The 15980-nt window shown below is 60.2% G+C and carries 16 protein-coding genes; 8 read left to right on the top strand and 8 right to left on the bottom strand.

Features of this window, described 5'->3' with window-relative positions:
• Positions 1-70 precede the first annotated feature (70 nt).
• Complete coding sequence (locus Q5H92_RS18445) at positions 71-550, bottom strand: MarR family winged helix-turn-helix transcriptional regulator (RefSeq protein ID WP_305013031.1); 480 nt, start codon at positions 548-550, stop codon at positions 71-73.
• A 135-nt stretch (positions 551-685) separates the two neighbouring features.
• Positions 686-2485 carry an AMP-dependent synthetase/ligase gene (locus Q5H92_RS18450; RefSeq protein WP_305013032.1) on the bottom strand — a complete coding sequence of 600 codons (1800 nt, stop codon included), beginning with the start codon at positions 2483-2485 and terminating at the stop codon, positions 686-688.
• A gap of 198 nt (positions 2486-2683) precedes the next feature.
• Here Q5H92_RS18450 and Q5H92_RS18455 point away from each other — a divergent pair, with 198 nt between their 5' ends.
• The 4 genes from Q5H92_RS18455 to Q5H92_RS18470 all read left to right on the top strand — a co-directional run bounded on the left by Q5H92_RS18455 (position 2684) and on the right by Q5H92_RS18470 (position 5791).
• The gene (locus tag Q5H92_RS18455) at positions 2684-3835 is read left to right on the top strand and encodes a formimidoylglutamase (protein ID WP_305013033.1); all 1152 of its coding nucleotides are present in this window, start codon (positions 2684-2686) and stop codon (positions 3833-3835) included.
• Positions 3836-3980: 145 nt separating this feature from the next.
• A complete protein-coding gene (locus Q5H92_RS18460; RefSeq protein ID WP_305013034.1) occupies positions 3981-4223 on the top strand; it encodes a cytochrome b5 domain-containing protein in 243 nt (80 codons plus the stop codon).
• A gap of 36 nt (positions 4224-4259) precedes the next feature.
• Complete coding sequence (gene murQ, locus Q5H92_RS18465; RefSeq protein WP_305013035.1) at positions 4260-5096, top strand: N-acetylmuramic acid 6-phosphate etherase; 837 nt, start codon at positions 4260-4262, stop codon at positions 5094-5096.
• A 110-nt stretch (positions 5097-5206) separates the two neighbouring features.
• Entirely contained in the window at positions 5207-5791 is a 585-nt protein-coding gene (locus tag Q5H92_RS18470; RefSeq protein WP_305013036.1) for a hypothetical protein, read from the top strand.
• Between the two features lie 128 nt (positions 5792-5919).
• Here Q5H92_RS18470 and Q5H92_RS18475 read toward each other — a convergent pair whose 3' ends face one another.
• The 3 genes from Q5H92_RS18475 to era form a co-directional block, all read right to left on the bottom strand.
• Positions 5920-6186, bottom strand: coding sequence for a hypothetical protein (locus tag Q5H92_RS18475; RefSeq protein WP_305013037.1), 267 nt, complete (start codon positions 6184-6186; stop codon positions 5920-5922).
• 164 nt (positions 6187-6350) lie between these two features.
• The gene (gene der / locus Q5H92_RS18480; RefSeq protein WP_305013038.1) at positions 6351-7679 is read right to left on the bottom strand and encodes a ribosome biogenesis GTPase Der; all 1329 of its coding nucleotides are present in this window, start codon (positions 7677-7679) and stop codon (positions 6351-6353) included.
• Between the two features lie 158 nt (positions 7680-7837).
• A complete protein-coding gene (gene era / locus Q5H92_RS18485) occupies positions 7838-8734 on the bottom strand; it encodes a GTPase Era (protein WP_241938252.1) in 897 nt (298 codons plus the stop codon).
• 225 nt (positions 8735-8959) lie between these two features.
• Between era and hemH the strand changes: the two genes are divergently transcribed.
• A complete protein-coding gene (gene hemH / locus Q5H92_RS18490; protein WP_305013039.1) occupies positions 8960-10006 on the top strand; it encodes a ferrochelatase in 1047 nt (348 codons plus the stop codon).
• 163 nt (positions 10007-10169) lie between these two features.
• Here hemH and Q5H92_RS18495 read toward each other — a convergent pair whose 3' ends face one another.
• Both Q5H92_RS18495 and Q5H92_RS18500 read right to left on the bottom strand, forming a co-directional pair.
• On the bottom strand, positions 10170-10622 hold the full coding sequence (locus Q5H92_RS18495; RefSeq protein WP_305013040.1) for a PRC-barrel domain-containing protein: 453 nt from the start codon (positions 10620-10622) through the stop codon (positions 10170-10172).
• Between the two features lie 5 nt (positions 10623-10627).
• A complete protein-coding gene (locus Q5H92_RS18500) occupies positions 10628-11314 on the bottom strand; it encodes a hypothetical protein (protein ID WP_305013041.1) in 687 nt (228 codons plus the stop codon).
• 210 nt (positions 11315-11524) lie between these two features.
• Between Q5H92_RS18500 and Q5H92_RS18505 the strand changes: the two genes are divergently transcribed.
• The 3 genes from Q5H92_RS18505 (at position 11525) to Q5H92_RS18515 (ending at position 14762) form a co-directional block, all read left to right on the top strand.
• Positions 11525-12454: a DUF389 domain-containing protein gene (locus Q5H92_RS18505; RefSeq protein ID WP_305013042.1), complete on the top strand. Its 930-nt coding sequence runs from the start codon at positions 11525-11527 to the stop codon at positions 12452-12454.
• A 71-nt stretch (positions 12455-12525) separates the two neighbouring features.
• The gene (locus Q5H92_RS18510) at positions 12526-13569 is read left to right on the top strand and encodes a DUF2157 domain-containing protein (protein WP_305013043.1); all 1044 of its coding nucleotides are present in this window, start codon (positions 12526-12528) and stop codon (positions 13567-13569) included.
• Positions 13566-14762, top strand: a complete 1197-nt coding sequence (locus Q5H92_RS18515) for a hypothetical protein (RefSeq protein ID WP_305013044.1) — start codon at positions 13566-13568, stop codon at positions 14760-14762. The genes Q5H92_RS18510 and Q5H92_RS18515 overlap by 4 nt, the downstream gene beginning before the upstream one ends.
• 26 nt (positions 14763-14788) lie before the next feature.
• Here the strand turns inward: Q5H92_RS18515 and Q5H92_RS18520 are convergent, their stop codons facing one another.
• Entirely contained in the window at positions 14789-15958 is a 1170-nt protein-coding gene (locus tag Q5H92_RS18520; RefSeq protein WP_305013045.1) for a cysteine desulfurase family protein, read from the bottom strand.
• Positions 15959-15980: the final 22 nt, after the last annotated feature.

The raw sequence follows: 15980 nt of genomic DNA on the forward strand, positions 1-15980 counted from the left end.
CAATAGCATTGATTACCTGCTGAGGGCAAGATGCTTCGTTGCGCTCTGCATGACGTTCAATTTATGAGCCTTAAGGAGCCGCTGGCTCCGTCCGCAACGGCTTGAGCACGAATTCTTCAAACAAGGTCTTCCCTTCAATCATGCTCGTAATCTGAGCCGCTACTTTGAAGAAGACATCCAATTGATTCTGCGGGATTTTCTCGCGGATTTTTAGGTTGAAGTGCCGCACCGTCTGGCGCGAAACCTCCTTCTTCTCCAAGCCCAGCGGCGTCAGAAAAATGCGAACTGAGCGTTTATCCACCGAGTCGGCCTGCTTATAAATCAGACCTTTCTCCTCCATGCTGCGCAGAATGCGCGTCAGGCTGCGGGTTTCGAGGCCCAGCAGTGGGGCAATTTTGGTAGCGGGCGTACCCTTCTCCTGGTCGATGTTCAGCAGCACGAAGCCGATGCTCGTGGTGATGTCATTCTGCGCCGCCTGCGTGTTATACATCCGCGAGATGGCGTGCCAGGCTACTTTGATGTTATAATCGACGGTTTCTTCGGGTTTCATGGGCGGGGTGTAAGTGCGGTAAACTTACGAAAAATATATTAGGCTTGCATAACAGTTGGCAAAAAAGTAGCGCGGACTTTTAGTCCGCGAATGGGCAGTACCATTCGCAGGCTAAAGGTCCGCGCTACTTTTTACCTAGTGCGCCGTGCGCTCGTGCGGCTCCTTTTCGGCCCGTTCGTAGATACCGGCAATCAGGTCCTTGTTGTTTTCGGAAATAACCTTGCGCTTCACCTTCATGGTGGGCGTCATCTCGCCGCTTTCAACAGTCCATAAGGTGGGCAGCAGTTCGTGCCGCTTCACCTGCTCCCACTGTGCAAAGCCCTTGTTATACTTGTCAATCAAGTCCTTATATAGCTTCACTACCTTCTCGTTCTTCACCAGCTCCTCGTTGGAGCCATCGGGCACGCCGTTGCGCTTGCACCAGCCCTTGAGGTCGGGGAAGGACGGAATGACCAGCGCGGAGGCAAACTTCTGGTCGGCCCCCACCACCATGGCCTGCTCGATAAGCGGGTCTTCCTTCAGCTTGCTTTCGATGACCTGCGGGGCAATGTACTTGCCGCCCGAGGTCTTGAACATCTCCTTCTTGCGGTCGGTGATTTTCAAGAATTTGCCGTTCACCAGCTCGCCGATGTCGCCGGTGTGGAACCAGCCATCCTCGTCAAATTCCTTGGCCGTGAGCTCGGGCTGGTTGTAATAGCCTTTCATCACGGAAGCCGATTTGGTGAGAATTTCGCCGTCGGAGGCGATTTTCACTTCCATGTTGTCGATGAGCGGGCCCACGGTGCCAATCATGTTGTTTTCCGGCTCGTAACCACCCACGGCAATTACGGGCGAGGTTTCCGTCAGGCCATAGCCTTCCATTACCCGGATGCCGGCGGCCCAGAACACGCGGGCCAGGCGCGGCTGCAAGGCTCCACCGCCGCTCACGATGCAGCGCAGGTTACCGCCCAGCGCCTCGCGCCATCTATTGAAAATGAGCTTATTGGCCAGGGCCAGCTGCGTATTGTAGAAAAAGCCCTGGTCTTTCTGGGTGTCGTATTTCAGGCCCAAATCCAAGGCCCAGAAAAACAGGCTCTTTTTGATGCCGTCCAGCTCGTGGCCTTTCGCCACGATTTTATCATAGACCTTCTCCAGCAGGCGCGGCACGGTGGTGAAGATTTCGGGCTTCACCTCGCGCAGGTTGTCGGCAATGGTGTCCATGCTTTCGGCGTAGTAGATGCTCACGCTGTTTATCATGTACAGGTAAGTCACCATGCGCTCAAAAATGTGGCACAGCGGCAGGAAGCTCAGGGCCTTGTCGTCTTTCGTGACGGGCACGAATCGCTGCGAGTTGCGGCAATTGCTTAGGATGTTATCGTGCGTGAGCATCACGCCTTTGGGCTGGCCGGTGGTGCCGCTGGTGTAGATAAGCGTGAGCAAATCGTCGGGCTCGACGGCGGCTTTTAGCGGTTCCAAATCTGCCACGTTGCCTTTCTTGCCCAGCTCCAGCAGCTCACTGAAATGGCGGGCGCCGTCAATCTTGTCAAAAGTGAAGATGTTTGCGGCCGGAATATCGAGGCCCTGGGTGGCTTCTTTTACCTTGTCATACAGCTTCTTATCGGCTACGAACACGGCCCGCACCCCGGCGTCGGTGAAGATGTACTTGTAGTCTTCGACGGTGATGCTCGGGTACATCGGCACGCTAGTGGCCCCAATTTGGGAGATGCCGAAGTCGGCCATCATCCACTCGGGGCGGTTCATGCTGATAATGGCCACTTTATCGCCGCGCTTGAGGCCGAGCGACACGAGGCCGAGCGACACCAGATTGGCCTGGTCCTGTAGCTGCTGGCTGCTGATTGGCACCCACTGGCCATCAATTTTGGAGGCCAGAGCGTCGGGTTTGGGCGCGGTAGCAATTTGATGCGGGAGGATATCGAAGGCGCGACGAACGTCCATTGGGTGGGGTTGGATTAGGCGTATCGGGTGAATTTCAGCTTAAATAAAGAGCTTTTTTTCGGGCCAAGCTAGGGTTACCGAGCCCGTCCGTAGACTTGCACATACGGGTAAAAACCAAACGAGCCGCAAAAACGGTCAAAAAACCGCCGAAGCGGCCTTTTCCTGTGTAATTTTGGGCCACTTGCATTTCCGCCCCCAATGAATCTGGCCCTGTTTTTTGACCCGCTGCCGGAAACGCTGACCGCCGCCGCGCCCGCGCCCACCACGCTGGCCGCTTACGCCACCCGCTTCACCGAAACGTTTCCGGACTGGCGCGCCGCCGACCTGGCCCTCATCGGGCTGGACGAATGGCGCGGCAGCACCATTGGCCACCCCAGCCGCCACGGCGCCAACGAGGTGCGCCAGCGCTTCTACAATCTACAAAAAGGCAGCGGCGCCCTGCGCCTCGTCGACCTCGGCAACCTGCGCCCCGGCCTCACGCTGGAAGACACCTACCAGCGCCTGCGCGAGATAGTGGCCGCTCTGATTGAGGAAAACACGGTGCCCATCCTGCTCGGCGGCAGCCACGACCTCGACTACGGCCAGTTTCTGGCCTACGAAACCCAGAACCGCGCCATCAGCTTCGCTATGGTCGACTCGCGGCCCGACATGGCCGAGCCCGGCCCTGGCACCGCACCCGAAGACAGCCACCTGCGCCGCATGCTGGTGCACGAGCCCAATTTCGTGTTCAGCCTGGCCCACCTGGGCCACCAGCAGTACCTCACGCCGCCCGAAGTACTGGTAGCGTTGGAAAAAATGCACTTCGAGACCATGAGCGTGGGCGAGGTGCGGGCCGACCGGCGCTTGTCGGAGCCGCTTGTCCGGCAGGCCGATTTCATGAGCATGGACATTGCCGCCGTGCGCTGGCAGGACGCGCCCGGCTACTACCCCGCCTACCCCTTCGGCCTCGGCAACGAGGAAGCCACCCAGCTGTGCTGGTACGCGGGCCACAACGAGCAACTTAGCTCCTTCGGCCTCTACGGCTACCGCACCGACCAGGACGTCAACGGCTTGGCTGCCGCCACGCTGGCCACCATGCTTTGGTATTTCGTGGAAGGCTTCTACCACCGCCGGCCCGAAACGGGCTTCGGCACCTTCCGCTTCCTCACCTACACTGTGGTGCTGCCTGGTAACCCCGACAAGCTGGTGTTCTACAAATCGCGCCGCGCCGAGAAGTGGTGGATGGAAGTGGAGCGCCTCGGCGACAACGTGGTGAAGCGCGTGGTGCCCTGCACGTATGAGGACTATTTGAACGCCTCCCAGGGCGACTTGCCGCAACGCTGGATTCGGCTGCAGGCGCTGTTGAGCTAGATTTGTTGTTTATTTAGAACGTCATGTCGAGCGCAGCCGAGACATCTCGCGTGTGGTAGTGACTCAATCGCAAGAAAAGAATTACTTCGGCACGCGGGATGTCTCGACTGCGCTCGACATGACGTTTTTGCGTCGTTCTTCGCCCATGAACCTTGAACTGAAAACCTACACCAAAAACCAGCTCGCCCTGCGCAACGGCCAGGACCGCGACGAAATCTGGGTGGCGTATCAGGGGCAAATTTACGATGTGAGCCGCTCGCGGCTGTGGAAGCGCGGCAACCACTACGAGCATTGGGCCGGCCAGGACCTCACCGCCGAGCTCGACAAAGACGCCCCGCACACGGCCAACGTATTTGAAAATTTCCCCGTTGTGGGGCAACTTGTGTAGAACAGGCTTTAGCTTGTTCACCGCCAAAACCTTTCTTTGAACAAGCTAAAGCATGTTCTACAGTCTATGATGACCACCGAAGCGCCCTCCGAATTCAACCACCTCGAAACCCTCTCCACCACTGAGCTGCTGGCCGGTATGAACCAGCTCGACCGCACCGTGCCCGAAACGGTGGCTAAAGCCCTGCCGCAGATTGAGGCGTTGGTAGAAGCCACGGTGGCCCGGCTGCGCGACGGTGGGCGGCTGTTTTACATCGGAGCGGGCACCAGTGGGCGGCTGGGCGTGGTAGATGCCTCGGAGTGCCCGCCCACGTTTGGCGTGCCGGCCGAAATGGTCGTAGGCATCATGGCGGGCGGCGACGGGGCCATTCGCGTGGCGGTGGAAGGAGCTGAAGACGACGCCGAGCAGGCCTGGGTTGATTTACAGCAGCACCACATCAGCGCCAAAGATGTGCTGGTGGGTATTGCCGCCTCGGGCCGCACCCCCTACGTCATTGGCGGACTGCAACGGGCACGGGCGGCCGGTGTAGCTACTGGCTGCGTGGTGTGCAACGCGGGTTCGGCGGTGGCGGCAGCGGCCGAGTTTCCGGTGGAAGTGGTGACGGGCCCCGAATTTATTACGGGCAGCACACGTCTGAAAGCTGGTTCGGCCCAGAAAATGGCGCTCAATATGCTCACCACGGCCACATTTATTCGCCTGGGCTATGTGCGCGGTAATAAGATGGTTGACATGAAGCTGTCCAACGTGAAACTGGTGGACCGCGGCGAACGCATGTTGATGGATGAACTCGGCATTGGGCAGGCTGAGGCGGCCGAGTTGCTGAAGCAGCACGGCAGCGTGCGGGCGGCGCTGGAGGCAGCGGCGAAGCAGTAGCAGCACTTGCTTTAGCTTGTGCCTCATAGGCTTACTTTTTCGGGCGAACGATTCAGGCTTTCTGTCGTTTCTAGGGAAGCACCGGCTACAACGGGTGCCTCCTACTGCCCATGCACACCATCGAGCCGCACTACAATTGGATTGAGCAATACTCGGCTACCGAAGACCCCCGCTCGCCGCTCTTCGAAACCGAGAACAGCCTCGATACCTACACCAATACCATCTACGGCTACTACATCCACCCGCAGTGGGACAGCCTGGGGTCGGATACGCTGTTCTTTAAAATCCTCTTTGCCGACTACGAGCTGGGCATTGCCGTGCTCGAATTCATCGGCGAATGGAACGATGCCATCGAAAACGATATCATGGAGCTCAAGCGAAATATCATTGATATTCTGACTCATGAAGGCATCCGCAAGTTCATCCTCATCGGCGAGAACGTGTTCAATTTCCACGGCTCCGACGATTCCTATTACGAAGAGTGGTACGAGGACGTGGAGGACGGCTGGATTGCCGGCGTGAACTTCCAGGAGCACGTACTCCGCGAAATGAAGCAGTTCAACGTCGACAACTACATCAATTTTGGCGGCCAGCTCGACGACCTGCCCTGGCGCACCTACGAGCCGCGCCGCCTGTTCGAGGTTGTCGATAATTTGCTGAACCGCCGCCTGGGCCTGCCCGAAACCGAGTTGTAGCGCGGACTCTGTAGTCCGCGTTTGCACAGGGCAATTCACTCGCGGACTACAGAGCCCGCGCTAAGTGAAAACGCAAAAAAGCCTCTCCGTTGCCGGAGAGGCTTTTTTGTTGCCGGAGGGCTAAGAAATTACTTCTTAACTTCTTCGGTCGTGGTGGTCGTGGTTTCGGTGGTGCCAGCGGGAGCCATTTTGTCAGCGGCGTTCTCCATAGCGTCCGACTTAGCATCGGCCGAGTCACGTACGGCGTCAGCCTTGTCTTCCATAGCGTCAGCTTTGGCTTCGCCAGCAGCTTCTACGTTTTCAGCCTGCTGCTCAACAGCCTCTTCTTTCTTGCTTTCGCAAGCGGTGAACGAGAACGAAGCGGCAGCCAGGGCGAGGAACAATACTTTTTTCATCTTGTTTTTTGTTAAATGTGGGGTGAGATTTCAGACAACTTCTGAAATTTTAGCCGGAGCAAAATTTCAAATTCGGGGCTTTATACCCGCACACGGTAGAAGTAACCCGCCTCCGTAAAAAATTTGTGAAGTTTTTGTAAAACTCCACCGAAAGCCCTCACAACCTACTTCTTCCGGAACACGATGCCAATCGGCACGCCCGTGAAGTCGAAATGCTCGCGCATGCGGTTTTCGAGGTAGCGCGTGTAGTTGGTCTGCACGTACTGCGGTAGGTTGGCGAAGAAGGCGAACACGGGGTTGTGCGTGGGCAACTGCGTCACGTACTTAATGCGAATCATCTTGCCTTTGAGCGCGGGCGGGCCGTATTTCTCAATCTCCTTCAGCATCACGTCGTTGAGCTGCGAAGTCGGAATTTTGCGGCGCTTGTTGTGGTACACTTCGATGGCCGTTTCAATGGCCTTGTGCACGCGCTGCTTGTTCAGCACCGAGATGAAGATGACGGGGATGTACAAAATCGGCGCAATTTTTTCGAGGATTTTCGCCTCAAATTCCTTGGCCGTATTGGTATCCTTGTTCTCCACCAAATCCCACTTATTCACCAGAATGACAATGCCTTTGCGGTTCTTGTCGGCCAGGGTGATGATGTTCACGTCCTGGGCTTCGATGCCGCGGCTGGCGTCGAGCATCACGATGCAGACGTCGGCTTCTTCCAGGGCGCGCAGACTGCGCATGTTGGCGTAGAATTCCACGTCCTCGCTCACCTTGGCCTTGCGGCGCAGGCCGGCCGTATCGACCAGGATAAACTCCTTGCCGAAGGCATTATAGCGGGCCGAAATGGAGTCACGGGTGGTACCGGCGATGTCAGTCACGATGCTACGGTCTTCGCCGAGCAGCAGGTTCACGAGGCTGGATTTGCCCACGTTGGGGCGGCCCACCACGGCAATGCGCGGGATTTCCGACTCGGGCTCTTCAATGCCGGGGTCGTCGAAATGGCTCACCACGGCATCGAGCAGCTCGCCGGTGCCGTGGCCGTTCTGGCTGCTGATGGCGAAGATTTCGCCGTCGCCGAGGCCCAGCGAATAGAACTCGCCCACGCCGTTGGCGCGCAGGTTAGTATCGGCTTTGTTGGCCACCAAGTAGATGGGCTTTTTGCCCATGTAGCGGCGCAGCACGTGCGCAAATTCCTCATCGAGACCGTGCACGCCGGCGTCGGCATCCACCATGAAGAGCACCACGTCGGCCTCTTCGATGGCCAGCTTCACCTGCTTGTTGATTTCGCCCTCGAAAATATCTTCCGAGTTGTGCACGTAGCCGCCCGTGTCAATCACGGTGAAGTTCTTGCCAATCCAGTCGCCGTAGCCGTAGTGACGGTCGCGGGTGACGCCGCTCTCGTTGTCCATGATGGCCTTGCGCTGGCCTACGAGGCGGTTGAATAGCGTGGATTTGCCCACGTTGGGCCGCCCTACAATGGCGACCGTGTTTTGCTTTGACATGATGTGTGGCCCCAGCCGCCGACCCGACCTAGATTCGGCAGTGCCCGGGGTGTATTAGTTATAGATGGTCGGAATATTTGTAGCGTGGACTCTGCGAGTCCGCGCCCGTATGGTTTCGTTCGTTCGATGCGCGGACTCACAGAGTCCACGCTACAGGCCTATTGGTACCCAAACCGGCTCAGTGCTTTCGCGTCGGTGCGCCAGTTCTCGTTCACTTTCACGTGCAGCTCCAGGAACACCTTTTTCAGGAAAAACTTCTCCATTTCCTCGCGCGCCCAAGTGCCTACTTTCTTCAGCGCCTCACCGCCCTGGCCGATGACGATGCCCTTCTGGGAGCTGCGCTCCACGTAGATGATGCCGCGAATGCGGATAATGGCTTCTTCTTCTTTGAACTCCTCGATGACCACCTCGCAGCTGTAGGGAATCTCCTTTTTGTAGAGCTTGAAGATTTTCTCGCGCACCATTTCGGCGGCGAAGAAGCGTTCGGGTTTGTCGGTTAGCTCGTCTTTGGGGTAGTAGGGCGGGTGCACGGGCAGGCGCTCCAGCACCAGCTGCAGCACGCCATCGGTGCCGAAGTGGTTGAGGGCCGAGATGGGCAGGACTTCGGCGGCGTTGGGCAGCTGTTCTTTCCAGTAGGCCAGCTTGGCTTCGACTTCGGCCTGGTCGGCCTGGTCGATTTTGTTGACCAGCAGGATGATGGGCGTGTCCACCATCTTGCGCAGGCGCTCTACGACAGGCTCTTCGTCGTGCTTTTCGTAGATATCCGTCACAAAGAGCACCACGTCGGCGTCTTCGAGCGACGAGTACACGAAGCTCATCATGGCGTTGTGCAGCTCATATTTGGGCTGAATGATGCCGGGCGTGTCGGAATAAATCAACTGGAAATCATCGCCGTTGAGAATGCCCAGGATGCGGTGGCGCGTGGTCTGGGCCTTGCTCGTGACGATGCTGAGCCGCTCGCCCACCAACGCATTCATGAGCGTGGACTTGCCCACGTTGGGCTTGCCAATGATGCTCACGAAGCCGGCGCGGTGGGGTTTAGTTTCGGGGTTCACGATGGATGGGTTTGATAATCAGGGCCGCAAAGGTACGGCTTTCAGGGCGGAAAAGCTAGGGTGGGGCGGAAATCGGGCCGTTCGGGCCGGACGCGAAACCATGCGGGTTGCCGGCTGTTTGCTGGGCAAGCGCGTGTAGCGTGGACTCTGCGAGTCCGCGCATTCAACGAATCCGGCCACGCGCGGACTCGCAGAGTCCACGCTACAGTTCCGAACTTTGCTCTAATGAATTCTCCTGCCTCGCCTACCCGCCGCATCGGCGTGCTCCTCGTCAACCTCGGCACGCCCGACTCGCCCAGCACGCCCGATGTGCGCCGCTACCTCAACGAATTCCTCACCGATGGCCGCGTAATTGACATGCCGGCCGCCGTGCGCTACCCGCTCTTTCAGGGCGTCATCGTGCCGCTGCGCGCCCCGAAATCGGCCAAAATTTACCAACAGTTGTGGGATGCCGAGCGGGGCTCACCCCTGCTCTACCACGGCCTCGACCTGCAAGCCCGGCTGAGGGAGGTGCTGGGCAAGGATTACGTGGTGGCCTTCGGGATGCGCTACCAGAAACCCAGCATCGAGAAGGCGCTGGAGGAGCTGCGCGACGCGGCCGTGGACCGTATTATCGTGTTGCCGCTGTTTCCGCAGTATGCGTCGGCCAGTACGGGCTCGGTGCAGGAAAAGGTGATGGACATTGTGAAAGACTGGTGGATAGTGCCCAATATCAGCTTCATCAGCACCTTCGCCGATGACCCGGGCTTCATCGGCAGCTTCGCGGCACGGGGCAAGGCCGAAATGGCCAAGCACGAATACGACCATGTCGTGTTCAGCTACCACGGCATCCCGGAGCGGCACGTGCTCAAGGGCAGCTTCAAGGGCTACTGCAAGCTGAGCACCTGCTGCGCCAGCTACAACAAAAACAACCGCTACTGCTACCGTGCGCAGTGCTTCGCCACCTCGCGCCTGCTGGCCAAAGAGCTGGGCCTGCGCGACGACCAGTACACCGTCACCTTCCAAAGCCGCCTGCAAAGCCGTTTGCGCGACCCCTGGCTCCAGCCTTACACCGATGAAGTCATCAAAGAATTTCCCGCCAAGGGCATCAACAACGTGCTGGCCTTCTCCCCCGCTTTCGTGGCCGACTGCTTGGAGACGACCATCGAAGTGGGCGAGGAATTTAAGGAATTATTTGAGGAAGCCGGTGGCAAGCACTGGCAACTGGTGCCCTCGCTGAACTCGGAGCCTTACTGGGTGGAGGCAGTGGCGGAGATGGTACGGCGGAATTAATAGGTTGAGGATACCGAGAAGTAGAACGTCATGCTGAGCGCAGTCGAAGCATCTCTACTGCGAGCGTAAATAGTTACTGCTGTGGTAGAGATGCTTCGGCTCCGCTCAGCATGACGTTCTTTTTGTCTGTTTTCACGGCTGGCACTACACCCGCAGCCAGCCCTTACGACGCTCGACGGTTGCTATAGAAACTATCCGCATCGAAAGACTCTTGCTCGTAGAAGCGCGGGTTGGCGGCCTGCCCCTCCTTGCCCAGCGCGCGGAGCATGGCTTCCTCGTATTCGCGGGTAATTTGGATTTCGACGTAGGGCGGGTAGTTCAGCACCGATTCGGCGGTGAGGGCAGGCACGAAGACGTTGTCGCCGTCGGCATCAATGGCGGCCACGCCGATGGGTAGCAGGATGTGGTTTTCGTGCTCGTTGATGTTGAAACGGCCATCGAGCTCTACGTCGAGGTAGCGCACTTTCAGGACGTCGGGCTCCACAATCAGCTCGAACACGGTGCCCAGGGCCTGGCCGTCGGCGCCGCGCACGGTCCAACCGCGCACGTCGGGGTTGCCGTCGGCCACTTCAAAATCGGTCATATCGCGCAAGCGGCGCAGGATGGGGGTTTCCATAGCTTTTACAAGGATGATTGGGCCGGCTCGCTTAGCACGCGCACGGCGGCGGCGGCCTGCGTGAGAAACTGTTTGTTTTTCTGTTGGTCGGCCGCCGTGGCGTTGCGGCCCGATAGCTGCCCGGCCACGTTCACTAGGTCTTTGGCGGGGCCTTCCTGGTCGGGATAGGCCTTTTGCTGAATGGCCCGGATGAGGCCGGCGGCGGCCACAAAGCCGGGGCGCAGGCTGGCGGTGGGCTCGTCCAGGCGGGCGGTGGCGCTGGTGAGGTTGTCGCGCTGCTCCGTGATGGTGGCGTCGCGCAGGTCGTCGCGGTCGGTGAGGGCCACCAGCACGCCGGTGAGCTTTTGCAGGCCATTGCGGGCGTAGTCGGGCGCGGCGGGGTTCGCAGCGGCCTGGGCGGCCAGCGACTCGGCCGTTTCCTGGCTGCCGGCCGCGGTGGCCGAGTCGCCTTGCGGAATGCCCGCTATGGCCGCGCGGCGGGTGGCTTGGTCCACGGCGGCGGCAGCGGCCAGCGTATCGGGCGCAGCGGTGGGGGCCGTCGCTTCGGGGGTAGCCGCGGGCGGCGTGGGTTCGTCGGCGGGGTCGGGGCGGAGGAAAAAGTAGGCGGCCAAGGCCAGCACCACGGCCGCCAGCACGACGAGCAGCCACGGACTGGGCGATGCTTTTTTGCGTTGAATATTGATGTCAGCCATGCGAGAAGAAGTTTGCGCCCCGTGTTTACGAAGGATGCCGAAAAGTAGCTATTCCTGCCTGCTTCTGGCTATCTCGGGGGTTGCCAAACGGCGCAGCGGCCCGCCCGGCCCGCTCCTGGCATCCGGCCGTTGGTGGCTGAATTGCCGTAGGCAAAGCTGCTGTCCGTTTTTACCCACCGCTTCCGGCAAGGCTCCCTATAGGTCTATTCTATGCATCGCACGTTCACGCTCACCATCCCTGCTTCCGCTACCGAGCCTCTTTGCCAGCAGCTTGAGAAGCTACCGGAAGTCATTGGGCTGAGCGTGCAGGCGGGCGGCTCGCGCAAGCCGGTGGGCGATGTGCTCACCCTGCAAGTGCTCAACCGCGGCGCCGACGAGGTGCTCCGCCTGGCCCGCGCCGCCGTGCCCAGCGCCGACCAGTTGTCCATCGCCACAGCCGAAATCGCCAGCCTTATTTCCCCCGCCGACTACCCCCAGATAAAGGCCGACCGGGACGAGGCCATTTGGGAAGAAATGATTGCCGGCCTTTCTTACAGCGCCCGCATCAATGCCAACTACCTCTCCCTAATGGCGCTGGGCGGCCTGCTGGCGGCCATTGGGCTGGTATCCGACCCGGTGCCGCAGGCCATTGCTTTCATTTCTTCGAGCATCATTGCCCCGGGTTTTGAGCCCCTGGCCAAAATGCCGCTGGGGTTGGTGCTGCGCAACTGGCAGCTGGCGGGCCGAGGCGTGGCCTCTACCGTGGTTGGCTACGCCGTGTTTGTGCTGCTGGCTTTTCTCACCATGCACGTGCTGCTAAGCACCGGCGCCGCCACCGTGGCCGACCTCGTGACCAATTCCGAAGTGGAAAGCCTGCGCCATCCCGGCCTCAAGGAGCTGAGCGTGGCCGGTGCGGGCGCGCTGGCGGGCATCCTGATTCTGGCGGCCTACCGGCGCAGCATCATTGCCGGCCCGCTCATTGCGCTGGCGCTGATGCCGGCCGCCGCTCTCATTGGGAGTGGCCTCGCCGTTGGGCAGCCCGGGCTGGCCCTGGAGGGCCTGGAGCGGACGCTGGCTGACGCCGGTTTTATCATGATTGCGGGCCTGGTGATATTTGGCTTGAAGCAATTATTCCAGCACCAGCGCAAACCCATTGAGTAAAGCCGGCCCGATTTGCCCGATGGATGGCGTACTTGCGGCGCCCGCCATCCACCGGTCGGCGCGTCCGTCACATGCCTGCAAAACCCTCCACTGACCTTTACCTAGCCGACTTGCAAAGGCGCGGCCTGCTGTCCCCGGACCAAGCGGCCGCCATAGCTGCCAGCGAAAGCGCCCAACCCTTTTCGCTGCATTACGAGCTGCGGGCGCTGCTCTATCTGGGCATCACGCTGCTGGCCGGGGGGCTGGGCGTGCTGGTCTATCAACACATCGACAGCCTTGGGCACGGCGTTATCATCGCCGTGATTGCCGCGCTCATGGCGGCCTGCTTCACCTACGCGGCGCGGCACCGCGCGCCCTTCACTTGGGCGGCTGCCCCCAGAACTTCGGTGGGCGCCGACTACCTGCTGCTACTGAGCTGCCTGCTGTTTGTGGTGCTGGAGGGCTATGTGCAGTATCAATACGGCATTTTTGGCAACCGTTACGGGCTGGCCACGGCATTGCCGGCCCTGGTTTTTCTGCCGCTGGCTTATTATTTCGACCACCGCGGGGTGCTGGCTATGGGCCTCACCGCACTGGCGTCGTGGGTGGGCCTGACGGTGGCCCCGCTGGCTGTGCTCACCAAAAACGAATTCTGGAACGAGCACATTCGCGGGGCCGCCATGGCCTTAGGCATTCTGTTTATGGCTGTCGGCTTCTATTCCGAGCACCAAGGCCGGAAGGCGCATTTTGCATTCACCTACCTGCTGCTGGGCAGCAACCTGGCCCTGGCCGCGCTGGCAACGTCCCTGATGGAGTTAGGCCTTCAGGAGCAGCCGGCCCTGGCGCTGAGCTATGTCGTTGTGATGCTGGCGCTGTGCGCGGGCCTTTTTTGGTACGCCCGGCGAACGCAGTCGTACTGGTTTCTGGTGCTGGCGGCCGGCTACGCCTATTTTGCCGTGGGCTACGTGCTGGTGGAGGTGGTGATACTGTTGCCCCACGAAATAGTTTTCATGACGGCCTTCCTGCTGTTCCCATTGTCGGCCCTGCTGGTGGTGCTTTTTTTCATCAACATCCGAAAAATCCTGCACGGGCCCACCGCTCCTCCCCATCCCCCTACTTCTTCCCCGCAAGCATGAAAATACCCGCCTATAACACCGACTGGGCGTTCAACGCGGCCCTGCGGGGCCGGGTGGCGCGCTGGCAGCGGCAGCAGCTGGTCGGTGCCGAACAGCGGGCGGCCATCGAAGCGGCCTATCCGCTGGAATACTACCAACCGGCCTGGCCCTTGCGCGTGGGGCTGTTCGTTTTCACTTGCATCGGGCTGGCGCTGGCGAGTGGTTTTTCATTGATGATTACCGGGGTTAATTCACCCTTCGGTGCGGGAATACTCTTTTGCGCGGCCTGCTTTGTGCTCTTGGAATTTCTTATCAAAGAACAACGCTTTTACCACGCCGGCGTCGACAATGCGCTGCTGTATTCGGGGCTGGCCAGCGCCGCCGGGCTGATTTACTACGCTTTTTCGGAGTACCTGTGGCCCCTCCGCGGGGGCTACCATCTCGACCTGGGCGCCAGCTACCTGGTGCTCCTGCTGGTACTGGCCCTGCTCGCCGCCGCCGCCCTGCGCTACGCCGACGCCTTGGTGACGGCCGCCGCCTGCCTAGCCGCGCTGCTGCTGGTCGCGCTGTTTGGCTTGAATAGCCAGTTCGGGCAAATGCTCCTTCCCTTCATCATGATGGCCGCGGCTGGGGGCCTGCTACTGCTCTACCGCCGGCTGGCCCAGCGCCTGGCCGGCACCTACCTCGCCGACTACTACGCCAACTGCCTGCTCACGCTTAAAGTGCTAGGCCTGGTGGTGCTCTACCTCGCCGGCAATTACCTCGTGGTGCGCGAAGGCAACGCCGAACTGCACCACCAATTCACCTCGTCCCAAATCCCGTTTGCGCCGGTCTTTTATGCGCTCACGGCCGGCATTCCGTTGGTTTACATCGTGCTGGGCCTGCGCCGGGCCGACCGCACCCTACTGCTACTGGGGTTGCTGGCGCTGGCGTTTTCGCTCTTCACCCTGCGGCACTACCGTTCGCTGCTGCCGCCCGAAGTGGCCGCCGTGGCCGCTGGGGTACTGCTCACGGCGCTGGCCAGCGCCCTGTTGCGCGCCCTGCGCCCCGCCCGCTTCGGCCTCACCTCCCTGCCTGATGACGAGCCCCGCCATTTCAATCTTGAAAACCTGATTCAAGCCCAAACCGCCCACGCGCCCGACGCGCCCTCCACGGGCGGCTTCGAGTTCGGCGGCGGCCATTCGGGCGGTGGCGGAGCCACGGGGCAGTTTTAAGTCAGGATGACAGTGCCGCGAATTCTCTAAACGGCCACCGGCCGGTAGAGCTTGGCCAGCGCCGCCACGGCGTAATCGACCTCGGCCGCCGTATTCATTTTGCTCATCGAGAAGCGCACAGTGGCGCGGTCGGGGTCGCAGCCCAGGGCTTCGAGCACGTGCGAGCCGGCCTGCGCCCCGCTGGTACAAGCCGAGCCGCCCGAAGCCGCCACCTTGCTGATATCAAGGTTAAAGAGCAGCATTTCGCTGATGGCCGACGGCGGCAAACTCACGCTCAGCACCGTGTAGAGGCTTTTGTCAGCATACTCGGAGAGGCCGTTGAACTGCACGTCGTCGATTTCGGCCCGCAGCTTTTCGATGAAGCGGGTTTTCAGCCCCTGCACATGGGCCTGGTGGGCGGCCAGGTCGCGCACCGCAATTTCCAGCGCTTTGGCCAGCCCCACGATGCCGTACACATTCTCGGTGCCCGAGCGCACGTTGCGCTCCTGCGCGCCGCCGTGGATGAGCGGGCTCACCTGCAAGCCGCTGCGGGTGTAGATGAAGCCCACCCCCTTCGGCCCGTGAAACTTATGCGCAGAGCCCACCAGAAAGTGGTTTTTCAGCTGCTGCACGTCGTGGCGGTAATGGCCCATGGTCTGCACCGTGTCGGTGTGGAACACGGCATCGTAGCGCGCACAAATCACCCCAATGGCCTTGATGTCGTTCAGGTTGCCAATCTCATTGTTGGCATGCATCAAACTCACAAACGTGCGCGACTGCCCGGCCAAGAGCTCCTCCAGATGGCCTAAATCCAACGTGCCCTGCTCGTCGTGCTTCACGTAGTGCAGCTCAACTTCGCCGCGCTTGGCAAGCGCCTCCAGCGGGTGCAGCACGGCGTGGTGTTCCAGCTTCGAGGTGATGGCGTGCTTCAGTCCCAGCGTCCGCACACTGCCAAAGGCAGCGTAGTTGTCGGCCTCGGTGCCGCCGCTGGTGAAAATGATTTCGGCCGGCGCGGCATTCAGCAGATGAGCTACCGTTTTGCGGGCGTTTTCAATAGCGGCGCGCACCTGCCGGCCGGGGCCGTGCAGGCTGCTCGGGTTGCCGTAATGATTCTGCAAAAAAGGCAGCATGGCCTCCAGCACCTCCGGGTCGAGGGGCGTGGTAGCGGCGTTGTCGAAGTAAACGTAGGCGGGGGCGGAGGGGGTGGAGAGGGCCATGAAGTAAGAAAAACAAGTCAAT

This window comes from Hymenobacter mellowenesis (genome assembly GCF_030581005.1).
Classification (GTDB): Bacteria; Bacteroidota; Bacteroidia; order Cytophagales; family Hymenobacteraceae; genus Hymenobacter; species Hymenobacter mellowenesis.